General features: G+C 61.4%; 21 protein-coding genes and 1 tRNA gene. 12 read left to right on the top strand and 10 right to left on the bottom strand.

Annotated features, from left to right (window positions below):
• The first annotated feature begins 2 nt into the window (after nt 1-2).
• From ACJRPG_RS16245 to ACJRPG_RS16235, 3 genes are all read left to right on the top strand, one after another.
• Nucleotides 3-2420 carry a glycoside hydrolase family 31 protein gene (locus ACJRPG_RS16245; protein ID WP_408001134.1) on the top strand — a complete coding sequence of 806 codons (2418 nt, stop codon included), beginning with the start codon at nt 3-5 and terminating at the stop codon, nt 2418-2420.
• Nucleotides 2421-2511: 91 nt separating this feature from the next.
• The gene (locus ACJRPG_RS16240; RefSeq protein WP_408001133.1) at nt 2512-2931 is read left to right on the top strand and encodes a hypothetical protein; all 420 of its coding nucleotides are present in this window, start codon (nt 2512-2514) and stop codon (nt 2929-2931) included.
• Nucleotides 2928-3182, top strand: coding sequence for a hypothetical protein (locus tag ACJRPG_RS16235; RefSeq protein WP_408001132.1), 255 nt, complete (start codon nt 2928-2930; stop codon nt 3180-3182). The genes ACJRPG_RS16240 and ACJRPG_RS16235 overlap by 4 nt, the downstream gene beginning before the upstream one ends.
• On the opposite strand, the gene ACJRPG_RS16230 is transcribed toward ACJRPG_RS16235, so the two are convergent.
• Together ACJRPG_RS16230 and ACJRPG_RS16225 are read right to left on the bottom strand one after the other, a co-directional pair.
• On the bottom strand, nt 3179-3514 hold the full coding sequence (locus tag ACJRPG_RS16230; protein WP_408001131.1) for an ArsR/SmtB family transcription factor: 336 nt from the start codon (nt 3512-3514) through the stop codon (nt 3179-3181). The genes ACJRPG_RS16235 and ACJRPG_RS16230 overlap by 4 nt on opposite strands.
• Nucleotide 3515: 1 nt before the next feature.
• Nucleotides 3516-3995 carry an SRPBCC family protein gene (locus tag ACJRPG_RS16225; protein WP_408001130.1) on the bottom strand — a complete coding sequence of 160 codons (480 nt, stop codon included), beginning with the start codon at nt 3993-3995 and terminating at the stop codon, nt 3516-3518.
• 155 nt (nt 3996-4150) lie between these two features.
• On the opposite strand from ACJRPG_RS16225, the gene ACJRPG_RS16220 reads away from it, so the two are divergent.
• Entirely contained in the window at nt 4151-5293 is a 1143-nt protein-coding gene (locus ACJRPG_RS16220) for a serine hydrolase domain-containing protein (RefSeq protein ID WP_408001129.1), read from the top strand.
• Between the two features lie 33 nt (nt 5294-5326).
• On the opposite strand, the gene ACJRPG_RS16215 is transcribed toward ACJRPG_RS16220, so the two are convergent.
• Nucleotides 5327-5403: transfer RNA gene (locus tag ACJRPG_RS16215), tRNA-Pro, on the bottom strand.
• 110 nt (nt 5404-5513) lie between these two features.
• Between ACJRPG_RS16215 and ACJRPG_RS16210 the strand changes: the two genes are divergently transcribed.
• Nucleotides 5514-5819, top strand: a complete 306-nt coding sequence (locus tag ACJRPG_RS16210) for an ArsR/SmtB family transcription factor (RefSeq protein WP_408001128.1) — start codon at nt 5514-5516, stop codon at nt 5817-5819.
• Nucleotides 5820-5832: 13 nt separating this feature from the next.
• Nucleotides 5833-6180 carry an arsenate reductase (glutaredoxin) gene (gene arsC, locus ACJRPG_RS16205; RefSeq protein ID WP_408001127.1) on the top strand — a complete coding sequence of 116 codons (348 nt, stop codon included), beginning with the start codon at nt 5833-5835 and terminating at the stop codon, nt 6178-6180.
• Nucleotides 6181-6289: 109 nt separating this feature from the next.
• Here the strand turns inward: arsC and ispB are convergent, their stop codons facing one another.
• Nucleotides 6290-7279 carry an octaprenyl diphosphate synthase gene (gene ispB / locus ACJRPG_RS16200; protein ID WP_408001126.1) on the bottom strand — a complete coding sequence of 330 codons (990 nt, stop codon included), beginning with the start codon at nt 7277-7279 and terminating at the stop codon, nt 6290-6292.
• A gap of 200 nt (nt 7280-7479) precedes the next feature.
• Between ispB and rplU the strand changes: the two genes are divergently transcribed.
• The 5 genes from rplU (at nt 7480) to ACJRPG_RS16175 (ending at nt 12322) form a co-directional block, all read left to right on the top strand.
• A complete protein-coding gene (rplU, locus tag ACJRPG_RS16195) occupies nt 7480-7791 on the top strand; it encodes a 50S ribosomal protein L21 (protein WP_231770032.1) in 312 nt (103 codons plus the stop codon).
• A gap of 40 nt (nt 7792-7831) precedes the next feature.
• Nucleotides 7832-8095: a 50S ribosomal protein L27 gene (gene rpmA / locus ACJRPG_RS16190; RefSeq protein ID WP_408001125.1), complete on the top strand. Its 264-nt coding sequence runs from the start codon at nt 7832-7834 to the stop codon at nt 8093-8095.
• 90 nt (nt 8096-8185) lie between these two features.
• Entirely contained in the window at nt 8186-9295 is a 1110-nt protein-coding gene (cgtA, locus tag ACJRPG_RS16185) for an Obg family GTPase CgtA (protein ID WP_408001124.1), read from the top strand.
• A gap of 124 nt (nt 9296-9419) precedes the next feature.
• Nucleotides 9420-10541 (top strand): glutamate 5-kinase, encoded by a 1122-nt coding sequence (proB, locus tag ACJRPG_RS16180; protein WP_408001123.1) that lies wholly within the window; start codon nt 9420-9422, stop codon nt 10539-10541.
• Between the two features lie 44 nt (nt 10542-10585).
• Nucleotides 10586-12322 carry a M61 family metallopeptidase gene (locus tag ACJRPG_RS16175; RefSeq protein ID WP_408001122.1) on the top strand — a complete coding sequence of 579 codons (1737 nt, stop codon included), beginning with the start codon at nt 10586-10588 and terminating at the stop codon, nt 12320-12322.
• Between the two features lie 96 nt (nt 12323-12418).
• Here the strand turns inward: ACJRPG_RS16175 and nth are convergent, their stop codons facing one another.
• Both nth and rsxB read right to left on the bottom strand, forming a co-directional pair.
• On the bottom strand, nt 12419-13066 hold the full coding sequence (gene nth, locus ACJRPG_RS16170; protein WP_408001121.1) for an endonuclease III: 648 nt from the start codon (nt 13064-13066) through the stop codon (nt 12419-12421).
• A complete protein-coding gene (gene rsxB, locus ACJRPG_RS16165; protein WP_408001120.1) occupies nt 13063-13791 on the bottom strand; it encodes an electron transport complex subunit RsxB in 729 nt (242 codons plus the stop codon). The genes nth and rsxB overlap by 4 nt, the downstream gene beginning before the upstream one ends.
• A gap of 93 nt (nt 13792-13884) precedes the next feature.
• Between rsxB and ACJRPG_RS16160 the strand changes: the two genes are divergently transcribed.
• The gene (locus ACJRPG_RS16160) at nt 13885-14649 is read left to right on the top strand and encodes a substrate-binding periplasmic protein (RefSeq protein WP_408001119.1); all 765 of its coding nucleotides are present in this window, start codon (nt 13885-13887) and stop codon (nt 14647-14649) included.
• A 29-nt stretch (nt 14650-14678) separates the two neighbouring features.
• Here ACJRPG_RS16160 and ACJRPG_RS16155 read toward each other — a convergent pair whose 3' ends face one another.
• The 4 genes from ACJRPG_RS16155 to ACJRPG_RS16140 all read right to left on the bottom strand — a co-directional run bounded on the left by ACJRPG_RS16155 (nt 14679) and on the right by ACJRPG_RS16140 (nt 17990).
• Complete coding sequence (locus ACJRPG_RS16155; protein ID WP_408001118.1) at nt 14679-15917, bottom strand: polyhydroxyalkanoate depolymerase; 1239 nt, start codon at nt 15915-15917, stop codon at nt 14679-14681.
• Nucleotides 15918-16116: 199 nt separating this feature from the next.
• Nucleotides 16117-17187, bottom strand: coding sequence for an NAD(P)/FAD-dependent oxidoreductase (locus tag ACJRPG_RS16150; protein WP_408001117.1), 1071 nt, complete (start codon nt 17185-17187; stop codon nt 16117-16119).
• A gap of 21 nt (nt 17188-17208) precedes the next feature.
• The gene (fdxA, locus tag ACJRPG_RS16145; protein WP_408001116.1) at nt 17209-17532 is read right to left on the bottom strand and encodes a ferredoxin FdxA; all 324 of its coding nucleotides are present in this window, start codon (nt 17530-17532) and stop codon (nt 17209-17211) included.
• Between the two features lie 176 nt (nt 17533-17708).
• Entirely contained in the window at nt 17709-17990 is a 282-nt protein-coding gene (locus tag ACJRPG_RS16140; RefSeq protein ID WP_408001115.1) for a protealysin inhibitor emfourin, read from the bottom strand.

The raw sequence follows: 17990 nt of genomic DNA, 5'->3' as shown, positions 1-17990 counted from the left end.
CAATGAGCCGCCTGCTTCGGCTGGCGGCTTCCGGTTTCCTGCTGTGTGCCGCCGCTACGCTGCATGCAGAAACCGTGGACCGCATGGTGCTGTCGAGCGATGGCGTCGTGCTGGAAGTCTCTTCACCAGCCAGCGGGATCATGCGCATCCGTATGGGCCGTAGGCATCTTCCTGAAGACGCCTCCTGGGCAGTATCACGCGCTGCACGAAGCGCCCGCCTGCCCCTGCAGGTCACACGCGGCGGTGGCGCCGTGCGGCTGAGCGCCGCCCAGATCGGCGTGCGCATTGACCCGAAGACCCTGCGCCTGGAGGTCCTGGACGCAGGCGGCAAGGTGCTGCTGGCCGACCTCGCCGGCCGCGCCGCGCTGTCGACCCAAGGCTTCCGCCTGCGCGCGCGTTTGAACGGCGACGACCATATCTTCGGCCTCGGCGACAAGACCGGCACCTTCGACCGCAAAGGCGGCGCCTACACCATGTGGAACTCGGACGCCTGGAAGTTCACGCAGGCGACCGATCCGCTGTACAAGTCCATTCCATTCTTCATGGCCGTAAGCGACAGCGGGCAGTCCTTCGGCCTCTTCCTCGACAACACCTGGCGCTCCACCTTCGATTTCGGCAAAACCGAACGCGGTGTGCTGGCCATCGGCGCGGAGGGCGGGCCGGTCGATTACTACGTGATGTCCGGCCCTGCACCGAAGGACGTGCTGCAGCAGTACGCGCGCCTCACCGGCACGCCGCCCCTGATGCCGCAATGGGCGCTCGGCTTCCAGCAATCCAAATGGAGCTACAGGAGCGACGCCGAAGTACGCGCGATTGCGCGGCGCCTGCGTAGCGAACGCCTGCCGGCCGACGTGATCTATATGGACATCGACTACCAGGATCGATCGCGCCCATTCACCGTCAACCGAGCGGCATTTCCCGATTTGCGAAAGCTCGCCGGCGACCTGCGCCAAGAGGGCATGCGGCTGGTGCTGATTACCGATCCCCATATCGCCAATGCGCCCGGCCAGAACTACGCGGCGTATGACAGCGGCGCGGCGCAGGACCTGTTCCTGAAACTGCCGGGCGGCCAGTATTACTCCGGCGACGTGTGGCCTGGCGCGGCAGTGTTCCCTGACTTCAGCCGCGCCAAAGTCCGCAACTGGTGGGGCGGGCTGTATGCTGGTTTCGTCGCCGACGGTGTGGCGGGCTTCTGGAACGACATGAACGAACCTGCCATCTTCAACGTGGCGAGCAAGACGATGCCGCTCGACGTGGTACACCGCATCGAAGGCGACGGATTCGCGCCACGCACCGCCAGCCACGCGGAGATGCATAACGTCTACGGCCAGCTTAATTCACGCGCAACCTATGAAGGGCTGATGCGCTTGCGTCCCGATGAACGTCCCTTCGTGCTGACCCGCGCCACCTACGCCGGGGGGCAGCGCTACGCCGCGACATGGACCGGCGACAATGTATCGAGCTGGCAGCATCTCAAGATGGGCACGCAGCAACTGGTCAATCTCGGCCTGAGCGGCTTTGCCTACGCCGGTAACGACGTCGGCGGCTATGCCGGCGAGCGCCCGTCGCCGGAGCTGCTGACACGCTGGTTCCAGATAGGCGCCTTCACGCCCCTGTTCCGTGCGCATGCGGAAACCGGGCGTCCGGACCAGGAGCCATGGGTCGGCGATCCGGTGCAAGTCGAAATCCGCCGCCGCTTCATTTCCGAGCGCTACCTCCTCATGCCCTACCTGTACGCCGCTGCGGAGCACAACAGCCGCACCGGAATTCCACTGCTGCGTCCTGTCTTCCTCAACTTTCCCAAGGTGCTGGCGAACGGCGACCGCCTCGGCGGCTCGGAAGACCAGTTCATGGTGGGCGAGGACTTGCTCGTGGCGCCATCCCCGACGCTGGAGTCGCCCGGCGACTACAAGGTGGAACTGCCCGGCAAGGGCTGGTACAACTACTGGACCGGGCAGCGTTTGAGCGACAGGAGCGAGACGGTCACACCGGACATCGCGCAATTGCCCGTCTACGTGCGCCCCGGCGCAATCATTCCAAAACAGCCGCTGGTGCAAAGCACGGCCATCATCCCGTCCGGCCGCCTTGAACTGCACATCTACCCCGGCGCCGACTGCCGCGGCGATATCTACGCCGATGACGGCTCAAGCCTCGCCTACAAGCGCGGCAGTTTCCTGCGCCAGCGCATCCGCTGCGAAGAAACGCCATCCGGCCTGCGCGTCCAGTTTGATCAGCGGGAGGGCTCCTGGACGCCATGGTGGAACGGACTGGCGCTCCACGTTCATGGCTGGAATGGCGGCACGCCGGCACAAGCGCAAGTCACAGGCGTGAAGCTCGCCACATCTTTTGATCCAGCCCAGATGGTTCTCGTGGTACAGGCGTCTGACTTGGTGCGTGGCTTGGTGGAGATCGAACGATAACCGCGAAACTGGATGAGATTCCTCAATCCGGTGCTATGCACCATATGCTGTACTTCATGCGCCGGGCTGCGGCTCTACTGACGACTACGTTATGGATATCTGGTTCCGGATCTGGGTATATATCCTGCCATTTCCCATGTGGCTGGCAGAATATTTCATGAGAACGAGCATGAATAATCCCGAGGCCGAAGACTTTTTTCCATCTAGCCTGGCTGCTGCGGCATTGGGGATGGTAATTCCGGTACTGTCCCCCAAAATCACCGTACCACCGGCTGAGACCACGATCCCGGCGGGGACGCTACTTGTGTATCGTCGCGATGAAAAGCTGCGCAGATTTGGCATGGCTTACTTATTTTATGGAACCTTGCTTTGGTTGGCCACAGTTTTTCTGAGCATTGGTGGGAAATGGCCGGACGGCTGGCCTGCGGCGAGCATTGACCAGAAATTCTGGATCGGGATTATCATGTACGTGCTGGCATTTGCACTTACCGAAGCCAAGGAGCGCATATGACGGATCTTCTTGCATTGGCCGAGCCGGTCGCTACAGCGGCAATTGCCCCTGCGCTGTTGCTTGTTGTTCGCTTTCTTTTCTTCTATATTGAGAAGACGTTTCCGCACATTTGGGAAAACGACGTGTATCTTCTATCCGCTGCAAATGGACGCCGCGTTGAAATTGTCCTCAGGAAGGCAGCGTCTGCGGAAGAGCGAGCGCGGATTTTCAACGAGAAGGTACGTGAATTAGGCGAACAACGCCCAGCCTAGTCGGGCTCCTCCATCATTGCCGCCAAGGCCTTGAAGCGTGCGTCCCACAGCTGGCGGTTCAGCGTGGTCCATTGCTGCAGTACGTCCAGTCCGCGGTAATCCATGGCGCATACGCGGACGCGGCCCACCTTCTTGGTCTGCACCAGTCCACAATCCTGCAGCACATGCAGATGCTGGGTGACGGCAGTCAGCGTTACGCTGAGCGCCTTCGCCAGTTCGCTCACCGATTTCGGGCCTTCCGATACAAGCCGCATCATGCGCCGCCGTGTGGTATCGCCGAGCGCCACGAAGATTGGTTCCGCAGCGGCGAAGTCGAGAGCCTGTGCCATCATCTCAGGCTTCCCGTCCTAGCGCCGTGCGCAGTTGGCTGAACAGCTGCTCCCATCCCGCTTGCCGCATCTGCGGACCGTCTGCGCCTTCGAAGAAGGCCGCCTGGTGAGTGAATACCAGGAGGGTGCCATTTCCCTCCGCACGGAATTCAAAGGTCTCCAGCGATGCCGAAATGCGGCCGCCGCCCATCGCCATCGTCGATGCGGTAACAATGCGCTGCTCCGGCACGATATCCAGAAAAGTGCCCTCATGCACCAGGCTGACACCGGCAAACGAACCCCCGGCCCTGAAGCGATAAGCCGCCTTCTCACGGCCACCGGGCTCGAACTGCATCTCAAAATGTTCAACATCGTGGTTCGTGCTCTCGGCAAACCAGCGCCGCTTGCGTTGTGGATCCGCAAAAGCGGCGAAGACTTTTTCAGGCACCTTCGCAAAACGCTGTTCGATTGTGAATGTGTGATGCTGGATGAGTTGCTGTGCCATGAAGCCCCCCTTCTTTTAAAGTGAAGTTTAAACTTAAGTATATGGGTCAAAAAGCTCAAAATCAAGGGATTGAGGAAAGAGGGCAGTGCAGGAGGAGTTTTTCTGTTGCCAATAATGGCAGTATGCGAGAATGCCCTCCCGCATTAACGGTGTGCATGATGACCAAATTCGCCGCAATCATCACTGGAATGATGTTGGTGCTGACAGCTTGCAAGCCCGCCGCCACAGCACCTGCGGAAGACATTCCTGCAGCAATGAGCCAGACGGCGACCACCCTGCTACAGTCAAAACTTCTTCACGCGACCTCGATCGCTGTGGTTTATCGCGGCAAGGAATTCATTCTGCATCAAGGCGAGCTGGAAACCGGCAAAGCCAATCCGCCGAACGATACAACGCTTTATGAAATCGGCTCAGTCAGCAAAACTTTTGCGGGCCTTCTGCTGGCAAACGCCGTGCTTGAAGGGAAGGCGGCGCTCGACGATCCCATACAAAAGTATCTGCCGGCCGCCTACCCGAACCTGCAGTGGCGGGGGCAGCCAATTCGCTTGCGCCATTTGATCACGCATACCAGCAATATGCCGGGCGTGCTGCCATTGCAGGTCAACACGGTTTTGAAGGATTTCACGGCACATGCCACACCGGCGAAGCTCAATGCAGCCTACGCCAGCTATGGACAACGGCAATTCTGGCAGGATCTGCATACAGTCAGTATCGAAGGTCCGCTTGGCAAGGACTACGCATATTCAAGTGCCGGCACCGAACTCATTGCGTACACGCTCGAAAAAATCTACGGGATGCCCTATGAAGTCCTGCTCACCCAATTCATCGCGCGCGAAGCGGGCATGCAGGATACCAGGCTGAGAATCTCGGGCAAGGATGCGGGCCGGCTGGCGCCCGGCTATCACAGCGACAATCCCGTCTCCACAACGCCGATGCCGCAACTGCCCTGGGGCGCGGCCGGGAACCTGAAGTCGACCATGCCGGATATGGCGAAGTACCTGCGCCTGCAATTAGGCGCCAATCCCGCCGTCGTCGAGTCGCACAAGCCGCTGATACGCTTCCAGGATGACTTCAGCATTGGCTATTTCTGGAACATCGGTAGCAATCGCCAGTTGGGCACGCATTATGTACACCATGGTGGCGTGCCGCGTGCGCAAAGCTATGCCTACGTCGTTCCCAAATATCAGCTTGGGGTCTTCATCATCACCAACCAGAGCGGCGACGCTACTGCCAACGCCATGGAAAGCGCCTTGGCGCATATTTTCGATACAGTGGAATCGGTGGAAAGCGCGAAGTAGGCCGCTGCTTGTTTTGAAATGCTTTTTGAGGAATGGTCGGGGTGAGAGGATTCGAACCTCCGGCCTCTACGTCCCGAACGTAGCGCTCTACCGGGCTAAGCTACACCCCGACTGGTAGGAGGCATTATTACACCAGAACTTTGCGGGTTTATCAACAGTGCCCATAGGGGAAGTGGTGTGCAAGCTTGCTTATTTCGATTGCTTCCAATAGTATCGAAATATGGAGACGAAAACCGTTATTGCTTCTTTGGCCGCGCTTGCGCAGGAGTCGCGGCTGGGCGTGTTCCGTTTGCTGGTGCAGGCGGGGCCGGAGGGAATGGCGGCCAGCCGGATTGCGGAGGCCATGGCGATTCCGCCGTCCTCGCTGTCCTTTCATTTGAAGGAGCTGAGCCACGCGGGGCTGATTGAGGCTAAGCGCGAGGGTCGTTCCATTATCTATAGCGCGAACTTTGCGGCCATGGAGGGCCTGGTGGGCTTCCTGACCGAGAACTGCTGCGGCGGCGTGCCGTGCGGGACGCGCTGCTGAATTCCGGGAATTTATGAGCGTTACGATTTATCACAACAATGCGTGCAGTAACTCGCGCGGCGCGCTGGCGCTGATTCGCGAGGCGGGGATTGAGCCGGTCATCATTGAGTATGTGCAGGCGCCGCCGAGCAAGGCTGTGCTGAAGGAGCTGGTTGCCAAGGCGGGCTTGACGGCGCGCGGGGCGATGCGGACCAAGGATGCGCTTTATACGGAGCTGGGGCTGGATGATGCGTCGCTGAGCGAGGATCAGCTGCTGGAGGCGATGGTGGGGAATCCGAAGTTGATTAATCGGCCGTTTGTGGTGACTGCCAAAGGCGTGAGGCTGGCGCGGCCGCCGGAGCTGGTGAAGGAGATCTTGTAAGCCGCGGACTTCAGGCGGCGGCGGACTGAGGTACCGGCGACAGACCCCAATTATTTTGCAACTTTGGCGCAGCCAAAGTTGCAAAATAATTGGGGTCTGTCCCTATCTGTCAGTGGGTGCGGTTGACGGAGAAGTGGGCGAGGTCGAGCAGGGATTGCTTGTAGACGCTGGCGGGCATGCTGGCGATGGCGTCGATTGCGCGCTGGCTCGCCACTTCGGCGGCGCGGCGGGTGTAGTCAAGGGCGCCGCTGGTGGTGATGGCGGACAGGATGGTGTCGAAGTGCTGCTCGTCGCCGTTTTCGATGCAGGAGCGCACCAGCTGGCGCTGCTCTTCGGTGCCGTTTTCCATCAGGTAGATCAGGGGCAGCGTCGGTTTGCCTTCTCGCAGGTCGTCGCCCACGTTCTTGCCGATCTCCGTTGCATCCCCCGCGTAATCGAGCACGTCATCGATCAGCTGGAAGGCGGTGCCCAGCGAGCGGCCGTATTCGCCGGCGGCGGCGATTTCGGCGTCGTTGCAGCCCGAGATCAGGGCGCCCAGTTCGGCCGCCGCTTCGAACAGCTTGGCCGTCTTGGAGCGGATCACCTGCAGGTAGGCTTCTTCGTTCACGTCCGGGTCGTGCATGTTCAGCAGCTGCAGCACTTCGCCTTCCGCGATCACGTTGGTGGCGTCGGACAGGATCTGCATCACGCGCATATTGTTCAGCGAAACCATCATCTGGAAGGCGCGCGAGTACAGGAAGTCGCCCACCAGCACCGAGGCGGCATTGCCGAACAGGGCGTTGGCCGTCTGGCGGCCGCGGCGCATCGAGGATTCGTCCACCACGTCGTCGTGCAGCAGGGTGGCGGTGTGGATGAATTCCACCACCGCGGCCAGTTCGTGGTGCGCCGTGCCCTTGTAAGAGTAGGCGTTTGCCACCAGCAGCACCAGCACCGGGCGGATACGCTTGCCGCCAGCGCTGATGATATATTCCGCAATCTGGTTGACCAGGGCGACTTCCGAATGCAGGCGCGCGCGGATCACCGTGTTAACGGCGTCCATGTCGGCGGCAATGGTGCTGGTGATGGTGTTCTGGCTGGAAGGTTGGGTAGCGGCTGACAAGGCGAACCTGCACGGGCGTTTAATTAGGTGCCGCGATTATACGTCATGCGTTGCCGACATACCACGAGCGCACCCCCTTTGGAAAGCTTTTTGACCGGTTTTTGAAACCCGTGTATAATCCTCGGTTCTCCCGTCTCCGTCCGTTCTGCGCGATGTTGCAGGCGTGAGTATTTTCTTAACATTTGATGAGGTTTCAAATCATGTACGCGGTCATAAAAACCGGTGGCAAACAGTACAAAGTTGCTGCTGGCGAAAAACTCAAAGTAGAACAGATACCTGCTGACATTGGTTCCGAACTCACCATCGATCAAGTGCTCGCAGTGGGCGCAGGCGACAGCATCAAGTTTGGTGCTCCGCTGGTTGAAGGTGCAAAGGTTCTGGTGAAAGTGGTTTCCCAAGGTCGTCACGACAAAGTGCGCATCTTCAAAATGCGTCGTCGTAAGCACTACCAGAAGCACCAGGGCCATCGCCAGAATTACACCGAAATCCAAATCGTTTCGATCAACGGCTGATCGCCGCTTGCCCGAATTTAGCTAGTCAAGGAGTACAACAATGGCACACAAAAAAGGCGGCGGTACTACCCGCAACGGTCGCGATTCCGAATCAAAACGCCTGGGCGTTAAGGTTTACGGCGGCCAGTCGATCAATGCAGGCGGCATCATCATCCGTCAACGCGGCACCCCAGTGCGCGCTGGCGAAGGTGTTGGCACCGGCAAGGACCACACCCTGTTCGCCCTGGTGGACGGCGTTGTGAAGTTCGTGACCAAAGGCGCTGACAACCACAAGTTCGTCACCGTCGTTCCGGCTGCGCAGTAAGCATCCGCGATCACGTAAAGTAAGGCGCAAGCCTTCGCATCGAAAGGCTCTGCCAACGGTAGAGCCTTTTTTAGTTTATGGCGGCAGATTATGAAGTTTATCGACGAAGCACGGATTGAGGTCATCGCTGGTGACGGCGGCAATGGCTGCGCCTCTTTTCGCCGTGAGAAATTCCGTCCGTTCGGCGGCCCTGATGGCGGCGACGGCGGCAAAGGCGGCTCGATCTGGGCGGTAGCAGACCGTAACGTGAATACCCTGGTGGATTACCGTTTCTCCAAGGTCCACCGCGCCAGCAATGGCGAAGCGGGACGCGGTTCCGACTGCTACGGCAAGGGCGCGGACGATGTCACGCTGCGCATGCCGGTCGGTACGCTGATCATCGACGAAGTGACCGGCGAAATCATCGCCGACATGACGGAACACGGCCAGGTCGAACTGCTGGCCAAGGGCGGCGAGGGCGGCTGGGGCAATATCCACTTCAAGACCTCCACCAACCGCGCGCCGCGCCAGAAAACCGAAGGCAAGGAAGGCGAACGCCGCGAGCTGCGCCTGGAGCTGAAGGTGCTGGCGGACGTGGGCCTGCTGGGCATGCCGAATGCCGGCAAATCGACCTTCATCACCGCGGTGTCGAATGCGCGTCCGAAGATTGCGGACTACCCGTTCACCACCCTGCATCCGAACCTCGGCGTGGTGCGCGTGTCGCACGAGAAGAGCTTCGTCATTGCCGATATTCCGGGCCTGATCGAAGGCGCGGCGGAAGGCGCCGGCCTGGGGCACCAGTTCCTGCGCCACCTGTCGCGCACCGGCCTGCTGCTGCATATCGTGGACCTGGCCACCTTCGACGACAAGGTCGATCCGGTCAAGGAAGCGAAGGCGCTGGTGAAGGAGCTGGAGAAATACGATCCCGCGCTGGCCGAGAAGCCGCGCTGGCTGGTGCTGAACAAGCTGGATGTGATTGCGGAAGACGAACGCGCCAAGCGCGTGAAAGACTTCGTCAAGAAGTTCGGCTACAAGGGGCCTGTGTTCGAGATTTCCGCGCTGAGCCACACCGGCACGCAGGAACTCGTGAACGAGATCTACAAGCACCTGGAAGCAAAGCGCCACAGCGAACAGCGCGCAGAAGAAGTGCAGATGACCGAAGAAGCACGCGGCATCTCGTCCATCGACCCGGACGACCCGCGCTTCAAGGTTCTCGATTAAAATCATCTCTCCCGGCCGGCATTCCCCGCACTTATCCGTGTAGTGGAATGCCGGTTGCGGCAAGCAGGGCAAACCGCCCGGCGATTCAGTACACTGTCCCTTTTCAGAAGAGAATTGCCGTCCCATGACTTCCTCCGTCATCCAGAAAGCCACCCGCATCATCATCAAGGTGGGCTCCTCGCTTGTCACCAATGACGGGCGCGGGCTCGATCACGCCGCCATTGCGCGCTGGGCCGCGCAGATTGCGGCCTTGCGGGCCATGGGCAAACAGGTGGTGCTGGTGAGTTCGGGCGCTATTGCGGAGGGCATGCTGCGGCTGGGGTTCGAGGCGCGGCCCACGGATATCCATGAACTGCAGGCCTGCGCCGCGGTAGGGCAGATGGGCCTTGCGCAGATTTACGAAACCAGCTTCCGCGCGCATTCGCTTGGCACGGCGCAGGTGTTGCTCACGCATGCCGACCTGGCGGACCGCGAACGCTATCTCAATGCGCGCTCCACGCTGACCACGCTGCTGCGCCTTGGCGTGGTCCCCATCATCAACGAGAACGATACGGTCGTTACCGACGAAATCAAGTTCGGCGATAACGACACGCTGGGCGCACTGGTGGCCAACCTGATCGAAGCCGATGCGCTGATCATCCTGACCGACCAGCGCGGCCTGTTCAGCGCCGATCCCCGCAAGGATCCTGCGGCTTACCTGATCACGCACGGCACGGCTGGCGATGCCGCGCTGGAAGCAATGGCAGGCGGCGCCGGTTCCTCGCTGGGCCGCGGCGGCATGCTGACGAAGATCCTGGCGGCGAAGCGCGCGGCGAAATCCGGCGCACATACCGTGATTGCGTTCGGGCGCGAAGCCGATGTGCTGACGCGGCTCGCCGGTGGCGAGGCAATCGGCACCGAGCTGTCGGCGCAGACCGGCCACCTCACGGCGCGCAAGCAGTGGATGGCGGACCATCTGCATACGGCTGGCCAGGTGGTGCTGGATGCGGGGGCGGTGGAGAAGCTGTCGCGCGAAGGCAAATCGCTGCTGCCGATCGGCGTGGTGGAAGTGCGTGGCGAGTTCGGACGCGGCGCCGTCATTACCTGCGTCAGTGAAGGCGGCGTGGCGATAGCACGCGGCCTCACCAACTACACCAGCGCCGAAGCGCGGCGCATCCTGCGCAAGCCATCGGCGGAGATCGAAGCTATCCTGGGCTTCATGGAAGGCCCTGAACTGATCCATCGCGATAATCTCGTTCTGCTCTGAAAAGCGATGCTATAGTTTCCGTTTTGGAAACTACAGGTGCTTCGATGCGTATTGCCGGTCCTTTGTCGGTTTTATCCCTGGTGCTGGCAGTGCCGCAGGCGATGGCGGCGCCATTGGCTTTGCGTATCGACGTCAAGCCCGTCCCTGATGCTGGCAGGCCCGCGCTGCAGGTCGATGTGCGCTACCGGGCCGATGCGGGCGGCACCTGCTATATCGAACTGCCGAATGAATGGGCGGACCAGCAGCAGTTCTACAAGGCCGTGCATGGCCTGCGGCTGGTGGGTTCATCCGCACCATTGCGCGAAACGGAAAAGGCGCATGTGCGCAGTTTTGGCTGCAAGCGCGATCAGGCCATTCACCTGCAGTATGAGCTGCGTCCCGAATCGGCCGAGCCACTGAATAACGCACGGCGCTACCGCTTTGCGATGACGCCGGATTATTTCCACCTGATCGGCTATGCGGGCTGGGTGCTGCCGAAAGCGGAGGAGAATGACCGCATCAAGGTGGACCTGCGCTGGAACGGCGTGCCGAAAGCCTGGGCGCTTGCCAACAGCTTTGGCAACGGCGCGCGGCATCAGACGGTAGCCACGAGCGTGGACCAGTTCCGCGCCTCGGTCTTCGTCGGCGGCGATTTCAGGGTGCGCACGATGAAGGATGAGGGCGGGCGCGGCATCACAGTCGCCATGCGCGGGGACTGGAGCTTTCGCGATGAGTCCTTCGCCAACAAGGTGCGCAGCATCATTGGCGTAGAGCGCGATTTCTGGCGCAGCAAGGAATCGAGCTATCTCGTAACGCTGGTGCCCCTGAGCGAACCGCCGGGCGCGACCTCGATCGGGGGCACCGGCCTGACCGGCGCCTTCGCCACCTTCGTGACGCCGAATGCCAAGCTCGAAGACATGTCCACGCTGCTCGCGCACGAGTATTTCCATAACTGGAACAGCCAGCAGCTGGGCTATATGGCGGAGCCGCAGCAGGCCGTGTACTGGATCAGTGAAGGCTTCACCGATTACTACGCGCCGCTGTTCCTGCTGCGCAGCGGGCAGATGACGCTGGAAGCCTATATCGACCACTGCAACCGCCTGCTGAAGAACGTGTATATCTCGCCCGTGCGCGAGGCGGACAACAAGCGGGTGGTGGAGGCATTCTGGAGCAACCCGGACGTGCAGAAGCTGCCCTACAACCGCGGCGCCTTGCTCGCCATGGAGTGGCATGCGCAGATCCATGCGGCCAGCGGCGGACGGCATTCCTTCGACGATGTGATGCACGGCCTGCAGCAGCAGGCCGCATCGTCCATGGGGAAGATGGAGAAGCTGCCGGACCTGAGCGCCGAGCGTGTTGTCGGCCTGCTGGCGCAGCTGGGCGCCAGCGAAACGTCCAGCCTGGTGCAGCGCCATATCGAAGAAGGGCGGCTGATCGTGCCGCGCGCGGAGTGGTTCGGCCCTGCGGTGGAGCTGCGCCAGGTGGAGCTGCCGGTGTATGAGCTGGGACTGGACCTGCCGAAGCTGCGCGAGAAAATCATCGATGGCGTGCGCGAAGGCAGTGCGCCATATGTGGCGGGCTTGCGCAACGGCCAGCGAGTTGTGAAGCGCACGCCTATCTTCCTGAACAACACGGACCAGACGATTGAGGTGACGGTGGAAGATGGCGAGGGCCAGCAGACCTACCGCTTCCAGCCGCATGCGGCGAAAGGCATCGTCGTTCCGCAATTCATCCTGCGCCCTGACGCCACGCCGGCGCAACTTTCGCAAACCCGCCAGCTGCTGGGCATCGCGATTCACTGACACCATGGGGTCAGGCACCGCATGTCAGTACGCGCGGCGCCCAGCCCCACCGCATGTTGCAGGTTGAGCATGACACTGGTGCCTGACCCCATGGTGTCAGGCGTTGGCGGGGGCGGGGGTTTTGGCTTTGTATTCGCAGAGGTCGGCGATCAGGCAGTTCCAGCACAGGGGCTTGCGCGCGATGCAGGTGTAGCGGCCGTGCAGGATCAGCCAGTGGTGGGCGTCCTGCAAAAACTCCTTCGGCACGAACTTCAATAGCTTCTGTTCGACGATGTCGACGTTTTTCCCCGGCGCCAGCTTGGTGCGGTTGGAGACGCGGAAGATGTGGGTGTCCACCGCGATCGTCGGGTCGCCGAAGGCGGTGTTCAGCACCACATTGGCAGTCTTGCGGCCTACGCCCGGCAGGCTTTCCAGCGCTTCGCGGTCGTGCGGCACTTCGCCGCCATATTGGTCGATCAGGATCCGGCAGGTCGCCATCACGTTCTTCGCCTTGGTGCGGTAGAGGCCGATGGTCTGGATGTAGCCCATCAGCTCGTCCAGCCCGAGGTCGAGGATCGCCTGCGGCGTGTTGGCCACCGGGTAGAGGCGGCGCGTGGCCTTGTTGACGCCCACGTCGGTCGCCTGCGCCGACAGCAGCACCGCAATCAGCAGTTCAAAGGGAGTGGTGTATTCGAGCTCGGTGGTCGGCTTCGGATTCGCTTCGCGCAGGCGGCGGAAGATTTCCTGGCGTTTGGCTGGATTCATTCTTGGTCTTTGTCGGCTTTGGCGGCTTCGGCGCGCAGGCGGGCGCGTTCCATGGCGGCGGCGATGATGGCGCGCTTGCGTTCCTTCTCGGCTTCTTCCGCGGCATTCTCCGGGCTTAATCGTTCAACGGCGGCCATCTTGGCCTGCGCCTTGGCGGCGAGGCGGGCGTCGTTCTCCTCGCGCTCGCGCTTCAGGCGGGCGTTGCGGAAATCGTGGCGGCAGCGCGCGGCGTCGGCGTCGGCCTGGCTCCAGGCGTCCCAGCCCGTGGTTTCCGTGACAGGGTACATGACGATGCAGTCCACCGGGCAGGGCGTCACGCACAGGTCGCAGCCGGTGCACAGCTCGGGAATGATGGTGTGCATCTGCTTGGCCGCCCCGAGGATGGCGTCCACCGGGCAGGCCTGGATGCACAGCGTGCAGCCGATGCACAGGGCTTCGTCGATGAAGGCGACCGCGCGCGGGCGCTCGAAGCCATGCACGGGGTTCAGCGGAATCACCTTGCGCCCGGTGACGGCGGACAGGCGCACGATGCCTTCGGCGCCGCCCGGCGGGCACTGGTTGATCTCGGCTTCCCCGGCCGCAATCGCTTCAGCATAGGGACGGCAGCCGGCGTAGCCGCATTTCGTGCATTGCGTCTGGGGCAATACATCCTCGATGCGGTCGGCCAGGGACTTGGTGTCGGTCACGGTGGGATGGCAAAACGATAAAACGCCATTATCCTTCATCTGGCGCCATCGGGCAGCAAATCCCCTGAGCCCTTTACGGCTTCGCCAGCTTGTGGGAGCATTGCCTTTAATCAAAATAGCGCGGGACGAGCGATGTCATTCCTTAAACCCGCTGCGCTTGCTTTCTGCCTTGCCTTTGCCTTGCCCACCCAAGCCCGCGAGCCCGTCCGCTTCGCCGGGGAGGAGTGGCCGCCCTTCGTCACGCCGTCGCTGCCTGAGCACGGCCTGTCGTCGGCGATCATGCAGGCGGTATTCGCGAAAACGGGCCGCAGCGTCCAGATCGACTATTTCCCCTGGAAGCGAACCATGGAACTGGGTTTGCACGATCCGCGCTATGCGGGTTTCCTGGCCGTGTGGCGCACGCCGGAGCGGGAAAAACTGTGCCACTTCTCGGCGCCGGTCGGCAATACGCTGACCGTCATCGCCCATCTGCGCGATACGCTGGTGGCAGCCGACGATGTACGCGACCTGGCGAACTACCGCGTGGGCACGGTGGCCGGGTATGCGAACGATGAGCGCTTCGAAAAGCTGGTCCAGCAGAAGAAAATCGTGGTGGAAGAAGGCGTCAACGACGAGACCAATGTGCGCAAGCTGCTGATGCGGCGCTTTCCCGTCATCGTGATCGAACGGCGCGTGCTGCAGTACCTGCTGTCATCGGGCCGTTTCAGCGATGCGGACCGGGTGCGCATCGCCATCAACGACACCCTGTTCAAGGAGAGGCCGGTGCACCTCTGCTTCAAGCGCACGCCGGAAGGGCTGGCGCTGCAGCGCGCCTTCAATGAGGCGGCGCGGCAGCTCGATACGGACAAGCTTGAACGGGACTACCTGCGGCGCATCGGCGCGGACCAGGGAGGTTAAAAAAGCCGCCCTGTGTGGGCGGCTTCCGCTTATCCGTGCTGGCGGATGAACTGGCTGATCTTCGGGCACACCAGCTCGCGCCAGCGGCGGCCGGAGAAGATGCCGTAGTGGCCGGCCTGCGGCACCACATAGTCTTCCTGCATGTCGGCCGGGATGCCGGAGCACAGCTCGTGCGCGGCCTGGGTCTGGCCGGCGCCGGAGATATCGTCCAGCTCGCCTTCCACGGTCAGCAGCGCCACATTGGTGATATCCTGCGGACGCACCAGCTGGCCGCCCACTTCCCAGGTGCCCAGCGGCAGGCGGTGTTCCTGGAACACGGTCTTGATGGTGTCGAGGTAGTACTCGGCCGGCATGTCCAGCACGGCATTGTATTCGTCGTAGAACTTGCGGTGGCTTTCCGCCGGCTCGTCGTCGCCCTTCACCAGGTGCATGTAGAACTCGCGGTGGCTCTGCGCGTGGCGGCCCGGGTTCATGGCGATGAAGCCGGCATGCTGCAGGAAGCCCGGATACACCTTGCGACCGAAGCCCGGATAGTTCGGCGGCACCGGATACACCACGGTGTTTTCGAACCAGGAGTAAGGCTTTTCCACGGCCAGGTTGTTCACCGCCGTCGGCGATTTGCGCGGATCGATCGGGCCGCCCATCATCGTCATGGTCTTTGGCAGCTTCGGATCCTTGTTGGTGGCCATCAGCGAGATCGCGGCCAGCACCGGCACCGTCGGCTGGCAGACGGAAATCACATGCAGGTCCGGACCCAGGTGGCGGATGAAGTCCTGTACGTAGAAGATGTAGTCGTCCAGGTGGAAGGGGCCTTCGGACAGCGGCACCATGCGTGCGTCGGTCCAGTCGGTGATGAAGACGTCATGCTCCGGCAGCAGCCCGCGCACGGTGTCGCGCAGCAGCGTTGCATGGTGGCCGGACAGGGGCGCCACCAGCAGCACGGTCGGCTGCTTCAGGGCCTTGAATTCCTTGTCGCCGATGTCTTTCTTGAAATGGATCAGGCGGCAGAACGGCTTGTTGACGGCCACGTGTTCCAGCACGCCAATCGTTTGCTTCCCCTTGATGGTGGTCGTGTCGATACCGAACGCAGGCTTCTCGTAGTCTTTGCCCAGGCGGTACAGCAGTTCGTAGCCGGCCGCGATGCGCTGCGAGAACGGGGTGTGCGCGAAGGGCGATACAGGGTTGCTGAACAGTTTGGAGGATGCTTCCGCCCACTGCATCAGCGGGTTGAGGAAGGTGCGTTGCATCTCGTGGAGTTGGTAAAGCATAGTCGTTCCTGTGTTGATGCCGCCCGGAAAGCAATCGTGCGACACGAAAATCGTGAACCCATTATAGGCGATTTGTCCTGCGGAAAGACAACAATTACGGACCTATTGCCGTAAGTAGAACGATAATAGTGATACTAAAACAAAAAAAGCAGCGTTGCCGCTGCTTTTTTGTAGGAGGGTGCCTGAAGGCTGAGTAAGATCAGTCGAACACCGGGGTTTCCACGCCCAGCACCTTGTGCAGCTTGGGCGAGGTGGTGGTGTACTGCATGTGGATCTTCTTGTCCGGGAAGATGTAGGGCGCCGCGCCGAAGGCTGCCAGGGCCGCTTCGTGGAAGCCGGACAGGATCAGCTTCTTCTTGCCAGGGTAGGTGTTGATGTCGCCCACCGCGAAAATGCCCGGCACATTGGTTTCGAACTTCTCGGTGTTCATCACTTTCAGCTGCTTGCGCTCGATCTCCAGGCCCCACTCGGCGATCGGGCCCAGCTTCGGCGACAGGCCGTAGAACACCAGCAGCATGTCCAGCGGCACGCGGCGGGTCACGCCGTCGGCGCCGGTCACACGCAGTTCGCTCAGCTTGCCTTCGGCATTGGTTTCGAAGCCCGAAGCCTGGCCGATGATCAGCTGCATCTCGTATTCGTCGCACAGCTGCTTCATCTTGGCCACGGAAGCAGGCGCGGCGCGGAATTCTTCACGGCGGTGCAGCAGCACCACGGATTCGGCCTTGCCCACGAAGTTCAGGGCCCAGTCCAGCGCGGAGTCGCCGCCGCCGCAGATCACCAGGTTCTTGCCTTCGAAGACAGCCGGGTCCTTCACGCGGTAGAACAGCTGCGAGTTCTCGAAGGCCTCGATGCCGTCCACCTTCATGGTCCGGGCCTGGAAGGAGCCCACGCCGGCCGCGATGAAGATGGTCTTGGTGATGAATTTGGTGCCGGTGCTGGTTTCCACGTCGAAGCGGCCGTCGGCGCGCTTCTGCACCACGGTCACTTCCTGGCCCAGGTGGAAGGTCGGCTCGAAGGGGGCAATCTGCTTCAGCAGGTTGTCGGTCAGCTCCTGGCCGGTGCACGATGGAACCGCAGGAATATCGTAGATCGGCTTGTCCGGGTACAGTTCCACGCACTGGCCGCCCACCGCGTTCAGCGAGTCGATCACGTGGGCCTTGATTTCCAGCAGGCCCAGTTCGAAGACCTGGAACAGGCCGACCGGGCCGGCGCCGATAATGACGGCATCCGCTTCGATGACGCCGTCTGGAGTGGTGCTTACGTTACTCATGCGATTTCAATCCTGTATTGATCAGCGCGCCAGCAGGTGCGCCTTTTCCTTCACGTCCTTGAACTGCTCCGCATCCGGGAGCGCCGCTTTGGTCTTCGTGATCGAAGGCCAGTTGCGGGACAGGTCGGCGTTGATTTTGATGAAAGACTGCTGGTCGGACGGCACGTCTTCTTCGGCAAAAATGGCGTTGACCGGGCATTCGGCCACGCAAACGGCGCAGTCGATGCACTCGTCGGGGTCAATCGCCAGGAAATTCGGGCCTTCGCGGAAGCAATCGACCGGGCAAACATCAACGCAGTCCGTGTAACGGCAGGCGATGCAGGATTCGGTGACAACGTGGGTCATAACAGTCCTATCTATGTTGGTGCGCTGTGAGCGGGCTTGCTGCAAATTCGGCAACCATACCTTCAGCAAAGCACTGTATTTTAAGGCAATTCGCCTTTTCTAACAATTCGCGCTTAGACACAATACAAATAAGCAAATTCGGCCCATGCACGGGCCGCTGCGGCCTGGCGCCCGGTTCAGGCGGCCAGGATGAGGGAGAGGAGGGGCTGCCAGCGGGCAGCGTCCGGGCTGCCGTCGGCAAATTGGAGGGAGCGGCTGCGGTCCTGGTCATCGACGCGGATGACCCAGCGCATGGAATCGGCGGTCCCCTCCGCCTCGGACGCGGCGGGGGCATCGAAAAAGCCGCTGTCGCGGACGGCGGCTTCCAGCGCGGGACCGGCAGCGCAGGCGCCGGTATCGACCACATGCTGCTGGACGATGCCGGCGAAACCTCCGCTGCCTGTGACAGTGATCTTCAT

It is taken from the genome of Pseudoduganella rhizocola, assembly GCF_045984285.3.
In the GTDB taxonomy this organism is placed as follows: Bacteria; Pseudomonadota; Gammaproteobacteria; order Burkholderiales; family Burkholderiaceae_D; genus Rugamonas.
The sequence above is the reverse complement of the archived record's forward strand: the minus strand, read 5'-3'. Positions and strand labels throughout refer to the sequence as shown.